We start from the raw sequence: 21,747 nt of genomic DNA, 5'->3' as shown, positions 1-21,747 counted from the left end.
AAATTGCAAAACCTATCAAAGCTATCGTATGACACTACCCTATCCTGTTATTCAGTTAAAGAAAGGAAAGGAACGCTCCCTGCTCCAGAAGCATCCCTGGGTATTCAGCGGAGCTATACATCACGAACCCTCCTCACTGGAAAATGGGGATACAGTACAAGTACAATCGTTTTCCGGAGAGTATCTTGCGACGGGACATTTCCAAAGAGGGACTATCTCTGTCAGGTGCATTGATTTTACCGGAGCACTCATTGATGAAGAATTCCTTCGACAAAAAATCCGGAGATGCATTTCCTTGCGTAAGGTATTGCATCTTCCCGGTATGGAAACGAACTGTTACCGGTTAATCCATGGTGAAGGAGACGAGATGCCTGGTCTTATAGCTGATATTTATGGGAACACTATAGTGCTCCAGACCTATACATTGGGCATGCATTACCTCAAACCCTTATTAACAGCTATTCTCCCGCAGGAAATTTCCACGATAGATGCTATATATGATAAGAGCGCCGAAACCATGAACAAACATGGAAACAAGGTGGAACAAGACGATTTTCTGTTTAAAAAATCAGATTATTCGGCTAACGACTATGTTATCGAAAATGGAATTAAGTTTTCTATTGATTTTATAGGGGGACAGAAAACAGGCTTTTTCCTTGATCAGCGGGAAAATCGACAGCTTTTAACACATTACGCTAGCGGTAAAAGTATATTAAATACATTTTGTTATACAGGTGGATTTTCTTTAGCCGCGCTGGAAGGAAATGCGAAAGAAGTAAATTCTGTAGACAGCTCCGCAAAAGCAATGGAAGGATTAGAGAAAAATCTGCTGCTTAATAATTTTAGCGCCAGACATACCTCACACACTACGGACGTAATGAGCTTTCTTAAAACGACTGAAGAAAAGTATGATATCTTAGTTTTAGATCCCCCTGCATTCGCGAAGCACTTAAATCAGACCTCCAATGCAATGATTGGCTATAGAAATCTGAACACAGAGGGCCTGAAACATATTGAAAGTGGCGGACTATTGTTCACATTCAGTTGCTCACAGGCGATCGACAAAGAGTTGTTTCGAAAGATCATCTTTCAATCTGCTTTACAAGCAAAACGTGAAGTCAAAATTCTACATCAACTCAGCCAGCCGCCGGATCACCCGGTCAGTATTTATCATCCGGAAGCAGAGTATTTGAAGGGATTTGTTCTTATGGTCATTTAAAACCTACTGGAAATGTTTCTAAGAACGAGGCATTCCAATATTTTGACAATAAATGAATTTATCCTTCCATTCTTTTGGATTTGGCAACAATTAAATTGGAAGAGTTGAATTGGTCAAAATGGATATCAATGGCAACTTTTTTCAAAAATCAATATTACCCTGTTCTCACGCTAAAACCTACCGAATAATTATCTTTGCATTAAATTCAACAGCCATGTACCCTAACGTCCCCCATTTAAAACATACTGACAACAAGAATTTTTTTCTTATCGCCGGAACTTGTGTAGTAGAAAGCGAAGAAATCACCTATCAAACTGCTAACCGGTTACAGCAAATAACGAATCGATTGGGGATTCCATTTATTTTCAAAGCATCCTATCGTAAGGCCAACAGAACTAAAATTGATTCTTACACAGGTATTGGAGATGAAATTGCTATGAATATATTGCATCAGGTAGGAAAACAATTGCATTTGCCTTTACTCACAGATATTCATGAAAGCCACGAAGCTGCTATAGCGGCCGAGTATGTGGACATACTTCAAATTCCTGCCTTTTTATGCAGACAAACGGATTTATTAATTTCAGCAGGTAAAACCAATAAAACCGTTAATATCAAAAAGGGACAATTCCTTGCTCCTGAATCTATGAAGTATGCCATTCAGAAAGTGAATGAAGCGGGTAATGATAAAGTAATGCTTACTGAAAGAGGAACAACATTAGGATATACTGATCTTGTAGTTGATTTCAGATCGGTGACTGTTATGAAAAATTTTGGACTACCGGTTATCGTTGATATTACTCATAGTGTTCAACAGCCCAATCAAAGTTCGGGAGTCACAGGTGGCAGACCGGATCTTATAGCCACCATCGCTAAAGCAGCAATAGCTACCGGTGCTGATGGCATTTTCCTTGAAACACATCCTAACCCGGCAGAAGCGCTTAGTGATGGTGCCAACATGCTTTCTCTAGACAAAGTGGAAGAATTGTTGCATCAACTGGTTAAAATAAGACATGCGGTCATTTAGCCTTTAAATGATTCATATTTAGCAGGTTAATTCAGGTAAAGGCATTCTTTCCTGTATGTATATGTGAATATCCCTTTTGGATTCCCCTATCAAACTTAAGCAACATTCATTCAATTTCTGCGTAGAAAAGTTTGCAGAAATTGTCATTAATGCACAGCTTACTACAACGTCAGATAAATAAATACTTCAACGGCAACCTACCGGAACATCCCGGTTTTAGCGGGTTTATTGAAGCTATAGAGACGGCTTATAGTGACGCTGATAAGCGCAATCGATCGCTTGAAAACATTGTCACCATTTCTACCGCCGAAGCAGAAACCAAGATTGAAAATTTTCAAAGTGTGATTAATGAAGCAAGTTTGGTGGCCGTTTTATCCAAAGAGGGCAAGGTGATTTCTTTAAATAAAAATTTACAAAAACTAACCGGACTAACAGATCCACAGAAATTTTACAACTGCGACATCCATGATTTGATTGGGCCAGGCCAGACAAGAATAACCGAACAGGCTGTTGCAAAATTGAAACAGGGATTGAGTTGGCAGGGGGAAATTCAGTTTCCTGTATCAAAGGGATCTTCTATATGGTTAAGTGGAACCGCGTGTACCCTTAGAGATGAAAGCCGAAAGGCAACGGGAATCATAGTTATTCTCTATGATATCACCAGCCGGAAACTTTTTGAAGATGAAGTAATAAATAGTGAACGTAAATACAAAGCCGTACTTAATAATATCAAAGATGTAGTATTTCAGGCAGATAAAAGTGGTGAATGGACCTATCTTAATGCTTCATGGAAGGACCTTACCGGATATGAAATAGCAGATACTTTAGGAAGAAAGATTTGCGATTTTATTTATTCTTCAGACATCACTAAACTCAACGACCACCTCAATGATACATTAAACCAGACGGCCCTACATCAAAGCTTTGTAGCATCAATAAATGATAAAACAGGTGAGATAAAAAAAGTAGAAATTTCCATACGACCAACGCTATCACAAACTGGAAGTGTCATTGGTGTCTCCGGAACCATCAATGATATTACCGAGAAAGACTTAAACCTTAATTTACTTTCTGCATCATCCTCATTTCAAAAAGCAATATTGGATAGTGCCCGTCAGGGAATTATTTCAACCGATTTGATGGGTGTTATCAAGACTTGCAACAGAGGAGCTTGTCAACTCGTGGGCATCCAAGCAGAAAGCGAACTGATAAATAAACATATTTTTGAAAATATCATTTCAAACGACTCCTCAAATTTAGATAAAATATTTTCATCAGGTAACAGGGTCCGGAAGGAGGAATTAAAAGAAGAAATTGAATGTAAAATCAAGACGTTGAACAATCAAAAAATTGATGCATTACTTTCTCTTAGTGAAATTAAAGATCAAAATGAAAACACTACCGGTTATTTATTTATAATAAGTGACAATAGTAAACGTAAAAGAGCGGAAGAAGAGATCTATAAGCTAAATACGATAATTGAAGAATCCCCTGATTATGTTTCCTATTACGATATGTCAGGCCATCTTTTGTATGCTAACAAAGCTTATAAAGAATTAAGGAATTTAGAGAATATTCAAACTGAACCGGAATTATATCCTAAATGGGCGGAACTGGTCATTAACAGAAAAGCAATTCCTCATGCTATACTGCATGGATCATGGAAAGGAGAAACTGCCATCTATGACAGCCAAAAGAATGAAATACCGGTATTGCAGCTGATCATTATTCATAAAGATGAATCAGGCAATCCCATTTTCAGGTCCTCCATTTCGAGAGATATCACTCATCGGAAAATCTATGAACACAAACTTCTTCAAAGCGAAAAAAGAAACCGCGATCTTGTAAATTACAGTCAGGCGATAATTTGCACCCATAATATGCAGGGTGAACTTTTAAGTATTAACCCCTCGGGAACCAATCTCCTTGAATACAGCATGGAAGAATTGATTGGGATAAACATCAGCAGTTTGATGCCTGCAGAATTCCGACCCCTCTTTATCGACCAATATTTAAATTCATTTCATACAGGTAAAGTTGCAGAAGGAATACTCTATTTGGTCAGCAAAAGCGGTAAGAGTATTAGTTTACTATATAAAAACTACAAAGTAGATGAACCAGGAGAAGAATCCTATGTAATTGGATTTGCACAAGATGTTACAGAAAGATTAATAGCGGAAGCAGAACTCAAAACCGCAAAACTGATTGCGGAAGAATCCGCACGGGCAAAAGAATTATTCCTGGCAAATATGAGCCATGAAATAAGAACACCCATGAATGGCATTGTTGGACTCACCAACCTGCTCATAAAAACATCGCTCAACGATAAACAGAAAGAATATGCAGGTTCTGTGAAGCAAAATGCCGAGAACCTACTTGTAGTTATAAATGACATTTTGGATTTTAGTAAAATTCAGGCAGGTAAACTTGAAATTGTGAAAGAACCCTTTGAAATAGGCAGTCTGTTATACAATATCAGGCAAACCTTCAAAGCAGAAGCACAGCGCAAGCAACTGGAATTGGTAACAATTTTGGATGATAAACTCCCTAAGTTTGTTAAAGGCGATTCTATCAGAATCAATCAGGTGCTGGTAAATCTTATCAGCAATGCAATTAAATTCACAGAAACCGGTGAGGTTACCTTAACAAGTAAATTGATCACAAAGCGAAACGAAGCATGCCGTGTACAATTTAATGTATCAGATTCGGGAATAGGAATTCAAAATGACAAACTGGATAAAATATTTAACAGTTTCACTCAGGCCAACGCAGACACGAGTAGAAAATATGGTGGTACCGGCTTGGGCTTAACTATTGTCAAGAATCTACTTGATTTAATGGGAAGCAGCATTAAAGTAAAAAGTCAACCCGGTCATGGTTCCACTTTTCAGTTTGAACTTAATCTGGAAACCTGCACTTCGGATGACTTCTCACAAGTGGAATATGAAGAGTCCAACAATGAAGGAAAACTTTCCGGTTATCGAATACTATTGGCTGAAGATAATAAAGTCAACCAACTTTTTGCCTCAGAATTAATAAGTGAATGGGGAGCCGTTCTTGATATCGCAGACAATGGAAAAATAGCCGTAGAGTATGTAGCCAAAAATCAATACGATCTTGTTTTGATGGACATTCAAATGCCTGAAATGAGCGGTTTGGAAGCTACCACGGTCATACGTAATGAATTTACAAAGCCCGCCAATGAAATCATCATTATAGCGATGACAGCAAATGCGATGAAGGGTGATGAGAATCAGTTTCGGAAAGCAGGAATGAATGATGTGATTTTTAAGCCTTATCATGCCAATGAACTCTATCTTATGCTATGCAAACATTTAAAAGTTAATGAAGAAATAAGTGTAAATAAAAGCGTTTCTCCTTTGGAGATGCCAGGTGTTGAGGAGGTCAAGGAACCCATTCTTAATCACATAAATCTGCATACTCTAAAATCATTCAGCCGGGGAAAAAATGCATTTATAGTAAAGATGCTCAATGCTTTAGTGGAGTCCGTCCCTCCTACTTTTAATGAACTGGACAAGGCAATCCAATCTAAAGATTGGATCTCCGTAAATCGATTCTCCCATAAGCTCATTCCAAATATGAACATGATAGGCAACCCCTTTCTGGAAACTGAAATAAAATGGATGGAAGATAATGCAGTTGACCAAAAATCTCAGATCGCCATCCTTTCAAAATGGTCAACTATCAAACAAGAGATGCAAAAATCCATTGAAGAACTAAGATTGGTGGATTCTTTTTATCAAAGTATAGAAACTAAAAATAAGAATTGACGTAAATATTCATTAATAAGGCCAGAAATGAAAAAGCACATACTTGTAGTTGATGATGAATTAAGCATCAGAATGTTACTTGAAAACTTCCTTGCTGAAGACTATGAGGTTACCACCAAGGACAATGGCTATGAAGCTATGGCATGGTTTCAGGAAGGAAATCAAGCTGATTTGTTGTTAGTTGATATTGATATGCCCATGATCAATGGATACGAATTGACGGAGAATATCAGGAAACAACCCGGCATGGAAAGAACACCGGTGATCATGCTATCCAGCAAGCAAAAAAGTGCTGATCGTATTCGATCTTTCACAGCTGGTGCTGACGATTATCTTCAGAAGCCCTTTAATCCGGAGGAATTACTTATAAGAATTCAATCCGTTTTTCGAAGATTTAAAGCTGCTTAATATCCCCCAACAATTACCAATGAAAATCGTATATATTCAGCCTTGCAAAGTTCAGCAGGAAGCCTTGTCAAAAGCATTACCTAAACATCAGGTTACTTGCTTCGATGATTTATTATCAGGCTTTCAATATATGCGTCAGGATCAAATTCCTGATATTCTGGTAACAGACGTTGATCCGGAGGGGAATCCGAATTCGGATACCATGAAGATCATCCGATCAAAACCAAATTTTCGGAAAACAATTATTATTGGTTACTCCAAACAACCCGATCGATCGAAGATAAATTTTTATATTGCTGAAGGCTTTTTGGATGTTGTCGCTCAGGAAAAAATAGTTACAACTGTTTTCCAGGTCATACATCTTTTTACCAGTAAACATGGGGCGAATTCACTTAGTTCACTTTACAGTAGAAGAAGTCTGATTGCTAAGCGTTTTTTAGATATCAGTATTTCATCTACAGCATTGCTCTTTGCTTCTCCCGTAATGCTCATGGCCATTCTGGCTATACGCCTCGAATCTAAGGGGCCTATTTTTTATCGTTCTAAAAGGGTGGGGAGCAATTATAAAATATTTGATTTGTTAAAATTCAGAACGATGATACCGGACGCGGATAAGAAGATGTCCAATATGAGTCATCTGAACTTGTATGCCGGTGCAAATACGCTGGAAATACCAACTGAATGTCCTGATTGCAAAAGACTGGGAAGTCCTTGCTCACCTATTATGTTTTCTGACAAGAAGAAAATTTGTGAAAACTTCTACTTCTTTCTTCAGGACCTCGAAAAGCAGGGAATATTTTTCAAAGCGAAAGATGATCCAAGAATATCCAAAGTAGGTAAATTTCTTCGCAATTCTTCCATCGACGAATTGCCACAACTTATCAATATTCTGAAAGGCGATATGTCGCTGGTGGGTAATCGCCCATTGCCATTGTACGAAGCTGAAATGCTGACTACCGATTCAAGAGCTTTCCGTTTCCTTGCCCCTGCAGGGTTAACAGGGTTATGGCAAGTTACTAAAAGAGGGAAAAAGGACATGTCTGAAGCGGAACGAATCGCATTGGACAATAACTATGCGCTCAATCACTCCTTACTACTTGACATTAAAATTATTCTAAAAACTTTCCCGGCATTGTTACAAACTGAAAATGTTTAAGCATATGCTTTTTAAAGGCCATTCTATTATTTTTTTTCTCCTGTTTATTTACTTACAAAGTTTAAGTACCAACTCCTATTCTCAAACTGAAAGGGTGAAGTTACCTGACATGACGCCGGAGCCAAACGCTTCCGAGGTTTCAGCATTAGACCTGAATAAGGATTTAAAGGATCAACTCATTCCATTGGATAGTATGATCAGTATTGCTCTGCTAAACAATCCCGGAATAAAAGCGCAGGAAGCATTAATAGAAGCCGGTATCGATCAAATTAAATTCTCCAGACGAGAGTGGCAAAATGGTGTTTTTGGAAGTTTCACTCAGTCTTTAGGGAATCAGGCTGTTATTTTCAATACCAACCAGGAACCGGAAGCGATTCAATCTTCCAGTATTCAATCAGGATTTAGAGTTGGATTAAATGTTAATATTCCACTATTCCTGTTATTTGGAAGAACAAGCAGGATCAATGTTTATGAACATGAATTGGAGGTTCGTAGACAAACTGAGGAAAAAATTAAGATGGAGGTATCCCGGCAGATCATTTATGAGTATAACAATATGCTCTCGACACACCGACTTATGCTCATCACCAGTAATTCAAAAGGAACCACCAGATTACTTTCCGAAATGGCCGAAAAGCAATTTTCACAAGGTGATATTTCTATAGCAGAATTATCATCCGTCTCGGCTATTGCCACAAAAGCAGAATCCGATTACGAAATCTCCAGGCGAGATTTTTATAATAATTATCAGCAATTAGAGAAACTGTTGGGTAAGCGTTTAGATACATTAGTCAGATAAGGTGAATTTATTAGAGTTTATACGTTTAATAGCAAGAAACTGGAAAGTACTTGTTTTGTTCCCGCTCACAACAGCGGGTATTGTGTTTTTTCTAACGCGTAATACTAAGAAGGAATATGTTTCCAATACACAGGTGTATACAGGTATTGCCAGCGGCTATGGTATCACCTCCGGGGAAAACGACCGAGTGGATTATTTTGCTGTGAACAATGCGTTTGACAATCTGATGGCTACCATCAAATCCAGAGAAACTATTGAAGAAGTAGGAATGCGATTGCTGGCCAAACATCTTTTAGTAGAGAAACCCTCGTACAAGGAACTTTCAGATGAGAATTTTAATCATATTAAAGAGTTAATTCCGGAGAAATTAAGAAAGCAATTAGTCGCAAAAGGTTCTGAAGAATTAACATTTTTCAGGATTGAAAGTTATAAGAAATCGAAAGAGGTAAATGAAATCGTCAGTATCCTTTCCTCGCCAGGAAGCATCTACGGTCTTGAAGTCATTTCCGCAAACATGAATGCTCAGCGAAAACAATCCAGTGACATGATTGAAATTTCGTATAAGAGTAATGACCCCGCTGTTTGTCAGCAAACATTACAATATATTGTAGATGTGGTCATGATCCGGTATAAGGGAATAAAAGGAACAGAGACCAATAATGTTGTAAAATACTTTGAAGAACAATTACGTTTAGCAGCTCAGCGGTTAAGAAAGTCGGAGGATAAGTTAAGGGATTACAGTTCGGAGAAGAAGATCATCAATTATTATGAGCAGGCCAAGTTTGTAGCGGAATCTAAAGAGAACGTAACTGCTGACCGCCAGAAACAAGAAATGGCATTAGAGGCATCTAAAGCCGCATTGATAAAAGTGGAAGAGAAGATCGAAATGAAGAAGAACATCATTGAGGTCAATTCCAAATTGAGTAAAATGAGAGAACAACTGGCAGAGGTTACCTATAAAATCGCCAATGCCGAACTTTATGAAGGAAATAAAACGCTGGTGAGTCAATACAAATCAGAGGCCGAGAAAATTAAAAAGCAAATCAAGGAGGAAGTAGAGAGTCAGTACAAATGGAACAATACTCCTGAAGGATTACCCCGGGCAAATATTTTGTCGGAATGGCTGACCAACTATCTTGCGGTAGAAGAAAATGAAGCAAGGTTGAAAGTAATTTTACACCGATTAGATGGCTTTGATGACATTTATAAAGAATTGGCTCCGGTAGGTTCAAATCTAAAGCGAATAGAACGCGAAGTTGATGTCAATGAAAAGGAATACCTGAGTGTTTTACACGGTTTGAATATGGCAAGACTCCGTCAGCAGAGCCTTGAAATGTCCAACAATCTCTCCATCACTGACTATCCCTTCCTTCCATTAAAGCCACAACCATCTAAAAGATCGATATTTATTATCATGGCCTTCATGGCTACTTTCATTCTGACTTTAGCCATCGTATTAGGAAAATCCTTATTAGGTCGTACAATACAATCACCTGCAAGAGCGGAAAAATACACTGGACTTCAATTCTTCAGTGCATTTCCAAACTATCTGACTTTGGATAAAAAAGTAATCACAGAACATTTGGATGATGCCATCCTTTCACATTTCATATCCAATATGCGCATCCAATTAAAGAGCAATGGAAATGACAAGACTCAGCCCCTCCTGCTTACTATAAGCAGTATTAAAAAGGGAGAAGGGAAATCCTTTTGCGGTAAACTTTTAGCAGGAAAGTTAAAGAGCGAATTTGATGAAATTCTTTACTTAAGTCCGGATGAGCTTTCCGGCAACAATCCTCCCGGCATCACCTTCCAGCGCTATTCAGGCTATGATAAGATGGGTGAAATCAATACTGCGAAGGATTGGATAGCTTCAATTGTACCTTCATACAGCAAATATAAGGTGATCATCATCGAATTGGTAGAATTGTCGAAATTCAGTATACCCGATAAAGTACTGAATGGAATTTCCCTCAATTTATTTATTCTCTCCAGTGAACGGGTCTGGAGTGAGTCTGACTCACGCGCACTCGGAGTATTCACCAAGATAACTACCACCAGGCCAATGGTCATTTTAAACAATACAGATATCGACCGCCTGGAGACTATCGTAGGAGAAATTCCGAAAAGAAGAAGCAATGTAAGGAAAGTGGCAAAACGCATCGTAACTTTCGATTTTCAAAGAACGTAACTATACCCATACAATAGAAAATGGAATTTTGAAAAAATTACTGGGTAACTTCATCAAAAACAAGCATACATTATCGCTTGCAGGAAATATTACCAATGCCATACTTGGCTTTGGAAGTATTGCTCTTGTAGCTCGTTTGTTAACAAAGGAAGATATGGGTGCCTGGTTTATGTTTATGACGGCCTATATTTTTGCAGATTTGCTGAGAGCCGGTATTATTCATACTTCATTAATTCGCTTTGCCGCATCTTCTGAAAATGATCAGTTCAAGGTGGTATCAGGATCCGGCTGGCTGATCTCTATTATTACTACTCTCATCATTTCAATACTTACACTGATCACTGATATCTTTTTCGGCCATCTGGTTACGAACGAGGGATTTGGTTTATTTCTGACATGGTACTGGCTTGCCGCCATCACTACGCTCCCCTTCAATTATGCAGCATGGTTATTACAAGCCAAATCATCATTTGAAAAAGTTCTTTATATCCGATTACTGAATCAACTCAGCTTTATCACCTGCATACTTCTTGCGTTAATTACTGAGCGGAGCTCAGTGGATATCGTATTGGGCAGTTTTATTATATCCGGATTATTACCCAGTAGTCTTTCCCTTTGGGCAGGATGGTCCATGATAAGCACCGTAAAATTTGCCACTAAAAAGATGATGAAGGATCTTTTCAATTTTGGCAAATTCAGTATGGGAACTTTGATGGGATCTAATCTGCTACGAAGTTCTGATACATTGATCATCGGTTTTATGCTGAGCGCAAAAGATCTCGCCTCCTACAGTATCCCCTTAAAGTTGATTGAAGTGATCGAAATCCTGCTCCGTAGCTTTGCTGCTTCCGCGATGCCTGTGCTATCGAAGTTCAAGTCAGTAGAACAAAAAGCGGAACTCAAGACGGCCTTTTACAGGTACACGGGATTGCTTTCTTTGTTAATATTACCCATTATCGTAGCTAGTATATTATTTGCAGATTCACTCGTGGTACTGCTGGGTGGTGAACAATATGCAGAGTCCGCCTATATTCTACGAATTCTGGCGGTTTATGCTGCATTTCTTCCTCTGGATCGTTTCAGTGGAATCACTCTTGACATTATCGGGAAGCCTTATTTGAATTTCCTGAAAGTTATTCTCATGCTAATTGTAAATGTTACCGGTGATATAATAGCTATTACCTATTTTGGAAACATTGGAAGTATTGCTGCCGTATCAATCCTCACATTCCTGACGGGAGTTATTTTCGGGAATTACTTCCTGAAAAAGTATCTGAATCATAGTATAAAAGAAACCCTTAAAACCGGATTCACTACAATGAAACATATTCTGCAACCCCTTCTCGAGCGTTTCAAATCACTGAGGGTTGGTAATACTACATCCTGATCGAATAAGGGCTAAAGAAGTTTTAAAAGCCGTTCTGCTGTTTTTACTGGCAGTGGTGCTTGCTATTGTTTTCATGAAGGGTGGAATGGCCACGATGATTGGTCTGGCAGCGATGCCCATCGGGTTAGTCTTTGTGGGTTTAATAATCGCCAAACCACGAATCGGCTTATGGTCGATGTTTGTATTTAGTTTTTTTGCAAATGGAATTACCAGATATATTGATGGTCCTTTTGGCTTAGGGGTAGATATTATTCTGCTGATAACAGCATTAGGATTGCTTTTCAGAACGAAGGAAGATCTGGAATCGCCTGGCATTAAGAGTCCGTTGATGACAGCTGTTCTGATTTGGTTTGCTTATACCGTTTTCGAAATTGTAAATCCTGAAGCCCGGAGTTTTGAGGCATGGTTCTATGCAGCACGTGGTGTTTCCCTGTATTTCGTATCCACTATACCGTTAGCGTTGATTCTGTTATATAAAGAAGAGGATCTGGATACGTTCATCAATATTTGGTTTGGATTATCCCTCTTTGCAACATTTTGGGGCATCAAACAACTTCTACTTGGACCTGACTTCGCCGAGGAACGTTGGTTGGAATCCGGGGCACGTAAAACACATATACTTTTCGGAAAATTGCGTGTATTCTCCTTTTACTCTGATGCCGGACAATTCGGAGCAGCGCAGGCACATACCAGTGTAGTAGCAGGAATATTGGCAATGGGTCCAACCAAAACCAAAAGGAGAAAGTACTTTTATATTCTCACTTGCCTGCTCAGTTTATACGGGATGGCCATTTCCGGGACTAGAGGTGCAATGTTTGTTGCCATCACCGGATTTGCCATTTATTTTTTAGTGAGTAATAATATGAAGATCATCCTTCCCGGGATCATATTCGGTGCACTTGCATTTGGCATGTTGAAGTACACCAATATTGGTCAGCAGAATGATCAGATACGACGCATGCGAACCGGACTCGACCCCAATGATGCATCATTAATGGCACGATTGGAAAACCAGCAGAAACTGAAAGTATATCTGGCTTCCCGACCCATTGGAGGAGGAATCGGCTCTGCGGGTTCGTGGGGACAGCGCTTTAGTCCCGGGACATTTTTAGCGACCACCCCTCTCGACAGTTGGTATGTTAAAATTTGGGCGGAGAGCGGAATCATCGGATTAACGATTTACATTGGAATGCTACTGTTCCTTCTCGGAAACCGATTCATCTTCCTGTTTAAGCTAAAAGATCCCGAACTGAAATTTAAGCTGGCCGCATTATATGGTGGTTTCTTCGGAATATGTTTTGCGAGTTATGGAAACCAGATCTTCGGACAATTTCCAACCGGTTCGGTCATCTATTTAAGCCTTGTTTATATGTTTCTGGGAGAAACCTTTGTAAGAAAACGTTCGTTAAATAAAACGAATGAATCCGAATTCCCATTACCCCTTAGTATCGATCATCAGCATTAATTACAATGGTGCCAGGGTGACCTGCGCCATGCTTGAATCTCTGAAGAAGATTTCATATCCAAATATTGAAGTCATCATTGTTGACAATGCTTCCAAAGAAGATCCCTCACTCATTGCCAATGAACATCCCTGGATCACTTTCATCAGGAGTAAGGAAAACTTAGGCTTTGCAGGTGGAAATAATTTAGGATTAATGGAAGCACGAGGCAAGTATCTGCTTCTGCTAAACAATGATACAGAAGTGGACACCGGCTTTCTGGAACCAATGGTAAAGCGAATGGAAGAAGACCCATCCATTGGAGCGGTTTCACCAAAAATCATCTTTCATCATAGCCCGGGGATTATTCAATTTGCCGGTTTTAATCCAATTAACCCCTATACAGGACGTGGCACAGCCATTGGAAACGGCCAAAAGGATGATGGCAGTTTCAATACCTCTATGCCCACCAGCAGGGCGCATGGAGCCGCCATGATGATATCCAGAAAAGTAGTTGAAGAAATCGGTCTGATGGCAGATTTATTTTTCCTTTATTATGAAGAAATGGATTATTGTGAAAGAATCAAAAGAGCCCGCTATTCCATTTGGTATGAAGCAAAGTCTACGGTCTATCATAAAGAATCTATTTCTACCGGGAAAGGAAGCACTTTAAAAACGTATTATCTTACCAGAAATCGCCTGCTCTTTCAGCGAAGAAATGTGAAAGGTATTCAGCTTTTTGTAAGCATTTTATTTTTTATGATTGTATCTATACCAAAGAACACGCTACAGTATGTAATCAAAGGTAAAACCGATATGCTAAAGGCTTTTTGGAAAGGCATACTTTGGAATTTACATGCAAAAGATATACACCGAAATGAATCCTTAATATAAAATCAAATGGCTGTACTTCACTTCATCTCCTTACTACTATTTGCCTTATGTTTCATCACAGTGGCTTATACATTTTTCTTCTCCGTAGCCGGTCATTTTTATAAGCGCAAAACATTTTCAAATAATGATAAGTTCAAGAAAATAGCAGTCCTAATACCCTCCTATAAAGAAGATGCCGTTATTGTAAATTCTGCCAGGCAAGCCTTACTTCAAAATTACCCTTCTCATTTTTACGATGTTTATGTTATAGCGGATTCTCTTCAGGAGGACACCATCAATGACTTAAAAAAACTTCCCATTCAATTACTTGAAGTTGCTTTTGAAGTAAGCACTAAAGCAAAAGCATTAAATGAGGCATTTAGAAGAATAACCAAGTCGTATGATTTTGCTGTTATCCTCGATGCAGACAACATCATGTCGCAGGGTTTTCTGGAAAAGATCAACAATGCTGCTGTTTCAGGTTGCTATGCCATTCAGGGGCATCGGACGGCAAAAAATAAAAATACCCAATATGCCATACTGGATGCAATCAGTGAAGAAGCCAATAATCACATTATGCGCAAAGGGCAGGTGGCCGTAGGACTATCCTCCTCCGTAATTGGAAGTGGCATGGCATTTTCCTTTCTCTACCTCAAGCAAGTGATGTCAGAAATTGAGGCCGTTGGCGGATTTGACAAAGAACTTGAAATGACTTTGATTGCCGATAATCATAAAATCATTTATCTGGATGATGCTTATGTTTTGGATGAAAAGGTCCAGAAATCGGAGGTGTTTGCCAATCAACGCACCAGATGGGTAGCAGCACAATTCGTCTACTTGAAGAAATATTGGCTAAAGGGATTATTAAATCTACTCATTGGTCGATTTGATTATGCCAATAAAGTAATGCATTATGCACTCGTTCCAAAAGTTATTTTAATTGGTGTGCTGGCTATTATGGGTAGTTTGAATCTCCTTTTTACTAATCTCTTGCCGGGTGCTACCGCCTGGTTTGTTCTATTGCTCTCGTACTTTTTAGCCTATGCGATTGCCATACCCCGCTCCTACTGGAACATGGGTATGATACAGGCCATCCTCAGTTTACCGAAAACAATTTTAGTCATGTTTGGAGCTCTTCTGCAAATAAAAGGAGCGAATAAAAAATTCATACATACACCTCATTCAGCATCATTCGAAAAAACTACCATTTAATTCCCTAATTCATGAATAGTCATAAAATCAAAATTCTTGAAACCATCCGACAAGGACAAATTGGAGGTGGCGAATCGCATGTCCTGGATTTGGTACGTAATCTCAACAAAGACCAGTTTGAGCCGGTGGTCCTTTCCTTCACACATGGCCCCATGGTAGATGAGCTTCGAAAATTGAACATCAAGACTTATGTCGTTGAAACATTAAAGCCATTCAATATCACCACGTACAAGGCTGTTAAAAACATCATCCGAAAAGAGGAAATAGATATTCTGCATGCTCACGGAACGAGATCATTAAGTAACACTATTTTTCCGGCAAAATCGATGGGAATCCCAATTGTATATACTGTACATGGCTGGTCGTTTCATCAGGATCAGGCTTTTCATGTCCGACAGGTAAGAGAACTTTCAGAAAAATTTCTGACAGATAATGTAGATGTCACCATCAGTGTTTCCCGTTCCAATCAACAGGATGGACTTCAGCGTTTCAACATGAAGAGAAGTCGTGTGATTAACTATGGAATCAATCTGGAAAAATTCGATCCCCAACGTAAATTAAAGGATCTGAGAGATGAATTAAAAATACAGCCGGGAAAAACTGTTGTGGGTTATTTAGTCCGGATGACTGTACAAAAAGACCCTTTTACATTGATCAAGGCTATAGCCGAAGTGTCGAAATCTACAAGGGATATACAGTTCTTGTTCATTGGAGATGGGGATTTGAAAAAAGAAAGCATGGAAATGGTAAGTCAAATGGGGATTAGCGACATGGTCACTTTTCATCCCTTCCGTACTGATATTCCTGAAGTCTTAAACACATTCGACATCTATACATTACCATCACTTTGGGAAGGCTTGCCTATTGGAATGCTAAAAACAATGAAATTCTTTACAAATCTCTAATTCCGGAAATCAGAGCAGTAGCCTAGTGAAATCACAAAAATGAGAATAGGTATTGAGGCGTTCAGGATTTTTCGTAACCATAAACATGGGATGGATATTGTGGCCATCGAACAAATAAAGAAGCTTCAATCTTTAGATAAAATCAATACCTACTATTTATTCTGCTTTCATGGTCCGGATCATTTTTTAATTCAGGAAAGTGAAAATTTTAAGATTATCAGATTACCTCGTCTGCCAAGTCCCTTTATGGAGCAGGTAATTTTACCAATACTTTCCTTCGCCTATCAACTCGATCTTTTACACTCTACGGGAAACACTTCTCCCCTATTTCTATCCTGTAAAAGATTAATCACACTACATGATATTATTTATCTGGAGAATAATGAATGTTCCTTTGGCGGATCCATCTATCAAAAGATTGGGAAATGGTATAGAAGACAAGTTGTACCCATAGTCATCAAAAAGGCGGAAATGCTGGTTACTGTTTCCGCTTCTGAACAACGAACAATTGAAAACTTCTCCCCTGAATTAATTGGAAAGGTCTGTTGCATTTATAATGCTGTTTCTTCGCATTTCATGTTGAAACCAATAGCGCAAACATTAACATCCGCGCTTCACTACAAACTTCCCCGTGAACCCTATATTCTATTTCACGGTAATACGGACCCAAAAAAAAACACCATCAATGTACTGAAGGCTTTTGACATTTTCAAAAGAAAGAGTGATAGTAAAATTAAACTAGTTATCACAGATTTATCATCAGGTGTTCTAAATCAACTTCTGAAAAATCATCAACTGAGTGGTTTGAAGTCGGAAATTCATCTGACCAACTACGTCCATAATTCTGAAATGCCGGATTTGTACAACAGAGCTTTAATTTATCTCTATCCCTCCTTACGTGAAAGTTTCGGGATACCTCTGCTTGAAGCGATGGCTTGCGGTACTCCAGTGATTACTTCTGATTGTTCGGCAATGCCGGAAATTGCCGGAGGAAGTGCACTATTGGCTAATCCTGCTTCACCTGAAAATATTGCGGATGCCATTTTGAAATTATATAAAGACGAGAAGCTTAGATGGATGTATACTCAAAGGGGTTTGGAGCGGGTTAGAAATTTTAATTGGCATTCTTCCACCGAAAAATTGTTACAACTGTACTCGACTCTTCTTAAGCCTGCGCTTTCCAAAACACCAAATCTCTCAAAAAGCGAAGGCCAGCCTGCATTTACAAGCTGACCTTACAATTCGATTTATTTATTATTAGTACTTTCTCCAGGCAGTATTGAAACCGCTTGCCATAACTGATGGCAAATAATCAACAACTGTATTATCAAATTTGGAAAGTAATTTTACATTGCGTGTCAACATGGAATAAGGGAAAACCTTTTCTATGCAATTGGAATGTCCAAACTGTAATAAATCAAATCCATGTTTGCTGATCAGATTGGTAATGGCCTGTCGTGTAAAAAACTGTACATGGGTCAAATCTTCCGACTGACTTTGCACAGTGCTATTACTATAACCCAACATCTTTTTTGAATTGGAAATCATATTTCCCATCCACCCTTTTGACAACCGTTGCACCGGACGGGTGATAAGCAATTCCTTGGTCCTACTCCGTTCGGTACACTAGCAATAAAAATAGCCCCCGGACGAAGGATTTCTGATATAGTATTCATTAATCCCTCCGGATGATGTAAATGTTCCAGTACTTCGCTACATATAATAGCATCAAACTGATCACCATCGGTCACTTCTTCAGCGCTACAAACCTTAAAATTCACATTAGGAAGTGTATTCTTTGATTTGGCATAATTTATAGCATTCGCACTAAAGTCGATGCCCGTAACCTGATAACCCAAACTTCCAATTCCCCTTGCAATATTTCCATTACCGCATCCAATATCCAGAATCTTTGCACCGGAATGACAATATGTTTGGATAATTTCAGCAATAAAATTCAATCGTTTTATATCAACAATCTCCGTAAATTCGGTGAATTGACCGACATTAATTTTTTTATTAGACATACATTTATTTTTTAGTAATGTGTTTTTACGTCAATTAATTCTTTTTGTTCTATCAGTTTACTAATTGCTTCAACGTTGGCTTCCCAGGTATGCGTCAAAGCAAATGATCTCCGTGATTTTTCCAAATCTTCTCGATTATCCTCTAAAGCTTTTGCAATCAATGGTTCAAATTCGGCTGCCGATTTCGCGAGATAGGTGTAATCTTTAAAGTACTCCATAAATGGTGTATAAGTGGCCACCACCGGTTTGCCCAATGCGAGATACTCATCAATTTTACGAGGATAATTGCCCATGGTAACAGCATTCACCACTTGCGGATTAATAGCTACATCAAAACTTTTTTATGTAAGAGGGCAAATTCTCCGGTGATTTATTTCCCAGAAAATGAACATTGTTCATCTTGTGCAGGGCGGAATTTTTAAAGGCATCATCCTCCGGTCCTACCAGCACTATCTGCCAATCCGGACGATTTTCCGCAACACGTTCCAGAACGCCTATGTCAAGTCGAATTGAGGTTAAAAAGCCGGTGTATCCAATAATAGGTCCCTTCATATCTATTAACTCCTTGGCAAAAGGAATTTCGGCAGCATCAGCATAAAGTGTAAAGTCACAACCTTGACCTACCATTTCAGCAGCAGGATTGAACTTTCTTGCGTAGGTGGCCAGATAGTCGGAATTAGTTGCGACGATATCTGCTTCGGCAATCAATTTTTCTTCTAAATCCAATGCATGCTTTTGAAAATAAGGGATGGAGCTCAAATTGTCTCTTATATAATAAATGAACAGCTCCGGTTTTAACATCTCTTTCAAATGAAAACTACGAATCATCGATTGATCATTGAAGAGAATAAAACGACGCATACGAATTCTATTCATGGCAGAACGAATATCACTGGAAAAACGACGGTTGTTAATTTTGTTTAACCAGTGAAACATTGAGGAATTGTTAATCCAATTGATTGACTCTGCCAATTGTTTTGGATACAACGTCCATAAATTTTCTGAAACCCTTGTCAAGCCATCCTTTTTGCCTCGTACCACTTCAATACGACGCTTTACCCTTTCATCATTTCGCCCTTTTATATAGGTACTCCTGTCTAAAGGTGGATTCACATAGAGGACACGATTATATTTAGAAAGTTCCTTTGCAATATTTATACAGTTACTTCCTATGGGAATATCCCAGGGTTGAAGTCCTACTATTACTATATCCTGATCTTTAATCATTGGTTCCGCATCTTGATCATTCTACGGATTGCATTTTAAATCGTTACTGCATTTTTTTGCAATTTTCTTATCGAAAGAGGGAGAACATTTTATAAAATATCCCGTAAAATCGAAGAAACAGGTAATAATGTCAGTGGTTGATAACATAAAACGAAATCCGTCCTTAAAAAAACTGGGTCTTCGTCTGCTCATGCCTAAAAATCAGGCAAGACCGAGATGGTGGGTGCAGTGGCTGATCAACCCCTTCGTCCATAATAAGGGAAAAGGGTCAAGGATATGCCAGCGTACACGAATGGATGTGCTTCCCTTCAATAAATTTTCATTGGGAAATAATTCCACTATCGAAGATTTCGCTGTTGTGAATAATGGAATGGGTGCTGTGCATATTGGATCAGGTAGCAGAATTGGAATAAGCAATGTATTAATTGGTCCACTTCGAATAGGCGATAATGTTATCATCGCTCAAAATGTAGTGATCTCTGCATTGAATCATGGTTATGAAGATATTCGTACTCCAATTCGTTTACAGCCGTGTACAACAGCAGAAGTTACAATCGGAAATGATAGTTGGATCGGAGCAAACGCTGTCATAACAGCGGGAGTAAAAATCGGTAAACATGTTGTTGTTGCAGCCGGAAGCATCGTTACTAAAAGCGTACCCGATTTCACTATAGTTGCAGGAAACCCCGCTAAAATACTTAAGCAGTACAATCCAATAACCTCAAAATGGGAAAAATTTGAAAATCCCGTATCACCATTAAAAATTGCTATATGACCTTCCCCGAAATTTTATTCTGGCTCTTTCTTACTGTAATTTTCTACGCCTATTTCGGCTATGGAATTGTGCTGTTCGGCCTGGTGAAAATAAGAGAAATGTTCAGAAAGGACAGAGAAATCATCAATCCGCATTTTGAACCGACGGTAAGCTTTATCGTACCCTGCTTTAATGAAATGGATATTTTAAGGGATAAAGTGACCAATTGTCTGAATTTAGATTACCCAAGAAGCAAAATTCAACTTATATTTATAACGGATGGCTCTTCCGATGGCTCGGAAATATTATTGGAAGAATATCCTGAAATAGAAGTGTTGCATAGTCCTGTCAGAAAGGGCAAATCAGCCGCTGAGAACAGATCCGTGTCTCATGCTAATGGAGAGATAGTAATATTTTCGGATGCCAATACTTTACTTCCCGTCCATGCGGTAAGGTCACTGGTTAAGCATTATATTAATCCTGTTGTGGGCGGAGTCAGTGGCGAAAAAAGAATTATGCAAACCGGGAAAGAAAATGCTGCCGGGGCCGGAGAGGGATTTTACTGGAAGTATGAGTCCATGTTAAAGCGGTTTGATGCAAGACTACTCACTATTGTTGGAGCTGCCGGAGAATTGTTTTCCTTTCGTCGACATCTCTACAAACCTCTTGAGGAAGATACCATCCTCGACGATTTTGTACTATCACTCCGCATTACTCAAGCCGGATATAGAGTTTTGTATGATCCTACAGCAACAGCTACAGAAACGGCATCGGCTAATAGTCATGAAGAACTTAAAAGAAAGATTAGAATTTGCGCCGGTGGATGGCAGGCAATGAGCCGCTTAAAAAGTTTGTTTAATTTCTTCAGTCACCCTGTTCTTACTTTTCAATATATATCCCATAGGGTACTCCGATGGACTTTGGCTCCTCTTTTTTTATTGCTGGCCATCCCTCTGAATATTTTTCTTGCTATCAATGATACATTTTATGCTTCCGTACTCTTTCTTCACGTATCATTCTATCTTCTGGCTGCATTTGGAAGGCACTTTGAAATGAGAGAACTCCGGTTTAAAGTATTTTTCATCCCTTACTATTTTCTGCTTATGAATTATGCTGCAATTGCCGGATTTTTACGGTTCATGAAAGGAAGTCAATCAGCAGTCTGGGAGCGTTCAGAGCGGAAAATTATGATAAACGAAGAGGTGATGTGATATTTTCTGCCATTTGTAAGAAATCGGATAGAAATTTATTTTTCGTTATTCATCTAGCTGTATAATTGGTACGGATTAAGTCCTTCCATTGTATATGCAATCTAAACCACTGAAGTGT

At 38.8% G+C, this 21,747-nt stretch carries 17 protein-coding genes and 1 pseudogene; 15 read left to right on the top strand and 3 right to left on the bottom strand.

From position 1 onward, the window contains the following. Nucleotides 1-28: 28 nt before the first annotated feature. The 13 genes from IPJ86_12425 to IPJ86_12365 all read left to right on the top strand — a co-directional run bounded on the left by IPJ86_12425 (nucleotide 29) and on the right by IPJ86_12365 (nucleotide 17,643). Nucleotides 29-1,219 carry a class I SAM-dependent rRNA methyltransferase gene (locus IPJ86_12425; GenBank protein ID MBK7888055.1) on the top strand — a complete coding sequence of 397 codons (1,191 nt, stop codon included), beginning with the start codon at nucleotides 29-31 and terminating at the stop codon, nucleotides 1,217-1,219. A 214-nt stretch (nucleotides 1,220-1,433) separates the two neighbouring features. Further along, the gene (gene kdsA / locus IPJ86_12420) at nucleotides 1,434-2,246 is read left to right on the top strand and encodes a 3-deoxy-8-phosphooctulonate synthase (protein MBK7888054.1); all 813 of its coding nucleotides are present in this window, start codon (nucleotides 1,434-1,436) and stop codon (nucleotides 2,244-2,246) included. A gap of 149 nt (nucleotides 2,247-2,395) precedes the next feature. Continuing rightward, a complete protein-coding gene (locus IPJ86_12415; GenBank protein MBK7888053.1) occupies nucleotides 2,396-6,037 on the top strand; it encodes a PAS domain S-box protein in 3,642 nt (1,213 codons plus the stop codon). A 27-nt stretch (nucleotides 6,038-6,064) separates the two neighbouring features. After that, complete coding sequence (locus IPJ86_12410; GenBank protein ID MBK7888052.1) at nucleotides 6,065-6,445, top strand: response regulator transcription factor; 381 nt, start codon at nucleotides 6,065-6,067, stop codon at nucleotides 6,443-6,445. Nucleotides 6,446-6,464: 19 nt separating this feature from the next. After that, nucleotides 6,465-7,601, top strand: a complete 1,137-nt coding sequence (locus IPJ86_12405; protein MBK7888051.1) for a sugar transferase — start codon at nucleotides 6,465-6,467, stop codon at nucleotides 7,599-7,601. A 4-nt stretch (nucleotides 7,602-7,605) separates the two neighbouring features. Further along, entirely contained in the window at nucleotides 7,606-8,400 is a 795-nt protein-coding gene (locus IPJ86_12400) for a TolC family protein (protein ID MBK7888050.1), read from the top strand. A 1-nt stretch (nucleotide 8,401) separates the two neighbouring features. After that, nucleotides 8,402-10,591, top strand: a complete 2,190-nt coding sequence (locus IPJ86_12395) for a hypothetical protein (protein ID MBK7888049.1) — start codon at nucleotides 8,402-8,404, stop codon at nucleotides 10,589-10,591. 28 nt (nucleotides 10,592-10,619) lie between these two features. Continuing rightward, the gene (locus tag IPJ86_12390; GenBank protein ID MBK7888048.1) at nucleotides 10,620-11,978 is read left to right on the top strand and encodes an oligosaccharide flippase family protein; all 1,359 of its coding nucleotides are present in this window, start codon (nucleotides 10,620-10,622) and stop codon (nucleotides 11,976-11,978) included. Beyond that, entirely contained in the window at nucleotides 11,959-13,443 is a 1,485-nt protein-coding gene (locus tag IPJ86_12385) for an O-antigen ligase family protein (GenBank protein ID MBK7888047.1), read from the top strand. The genes IPJ86_12390 and IPJ86_12385 overlap by 20 nt, the downstream gene beginning before the upstream one ends. Next, nucleotides 13,397-14,314 carry a glycosyltransferase family 2 protein gene (locus IPJ86_12380; protein ID MBK7888046.1) on the top strand — a complete coding sequence of 306 codons (918 nt, stop codon included), beginning with the start codon at nucleotides 13,397-13,399 and terminating at the stop codon, nucleotides 14,312-14,314. Before IPJ86_12385 ends, IPJ86_12380 begins: the two co-directional genes overlap by 47 nt. A gap of 6 nt (nucleotides 14,315-14,320) precedes the next feature. Continuing rightward, nucleotides 14,321-15,505 carry a glycosyltransferase gene (locus IPJ86_12375; GenBank protein MBK7888045.1) on the top strand — a complete coding sequence of 395 codons (1,185 nt, stop codon included), beginning with the start codon at nucleotides 14,321-14,323 and terminating at the stop codon, nucleotides 15,503-15,505. 11 nt (nucleotides 15,506-15,516) lie between these two features. Then, nucleotides 15,517-16,410 carry a glycosyltransferase gene (locus IPJ86_12370; protein ID MBK7888044.1) on the top strand — a complete coding sequence of 298 codons (894 nt, stop codon included), beginning with the start codon at nucleotides 15,517-15,519 and terminating at the stop codon, nucleotides 16,408-16,410. 39 nt (nucleotides 16,411-16,449) lie between these two features. Further along, complete coding sequence (locus tag IPJ86_12365; GenBank protein MBK7888043.1) at nucleotides 16,450-17,643, top strand: glycosyltransferase family 4 protein; 1,194 nt, start codon at nucleotides 16,450-16,452, stop codon at nucleotides 17,641-17,643. A gap of 24 nt (nucleotides 17,644-17,667) precedes the next feature. Here IPJ86_12365 and IPJ86_12360 read toward each other — a convergent pair whose 3' ends face one another. From IPJ86_12360 to IPJ86_12350, 3 genes and pseudogenes are all read right to left on the bottom strand, one after another. Beyond that, a complete protein-coding gene (locus tag IPJ86_12360) occupies nucleotides 17,668-17,958 on the bottom strand; it encodes a hypothetical protein (protein MBK7888042.1) in 291 nt (96 codons plus the stop codon). Continuing rightward, complete coding sequence (locus tag IPJ86_12355) at nucleotides 17,955-18,437, bottom strand: methyltransferase domain-containing protein (GenBank protein ID MBK7888041.1); 483 nt, start codon at nucleotides 18,435-18,437, stop codon at nucleotides 17,955-17,957. The genes IPJ86_12360 and IPJ86_12355 overlap by 4 nt, the downstream gene beginning before the upstream one ends. Nucleotides 18,438-18,448: 11 nt before the next feature. Continuing rightward, nucleotides 18,449-19,664 (bottom strand): annotated as a pseudogene (locus IPJ86_12350) (glycosyltransferase). A gap of 127 nt (nucleotides 19,665-19,791) precedes the next feature. Between IPJ86_12350 and IPJ86_12345 the strand changes: the two are divergent. Further along, nucleotides 19,792-20,439 carry an acyltransferase gene (locus tag IPJ86_12345; GenBank protein MBK7888040.1) on the top strand — a complete coding sequence of 216 codons (648 nt, stop codon included), beginning with the start codon at nucleotides 19,792-19,794 and terminating at the stop codon, nucleotides 20,437-20,439. After that, complete coding sequence (locus IPJ86_12340; protein MBK7888039.1) at nucleotides 20,436-21,629, top strand: glycosyltransferase family 2 protein; 1,194 nt, start codon at nucleotides 20,436-20,438, stop codon at nucleotides 21,627-21,629. The genes IPJ86_12345 and IPJ86_12340 overlap by 4 nt, the downstream gene beginning before the upstream one ends. The last annotated feature ends 118 nt before the right edge of the window (nucleotides 21,630-21,747 follow it).

This window comes from Bacteroidota bacterium, assembly GCA_016713925.1.
Lineage (GTDB): Bacteria > Bacteroidota > Bacteroidia > AKYH767-A > OLB10 > JAJTFW01.
This window is presented reverse-complemented; position numbering and strand designations above follow the sequence as displayed.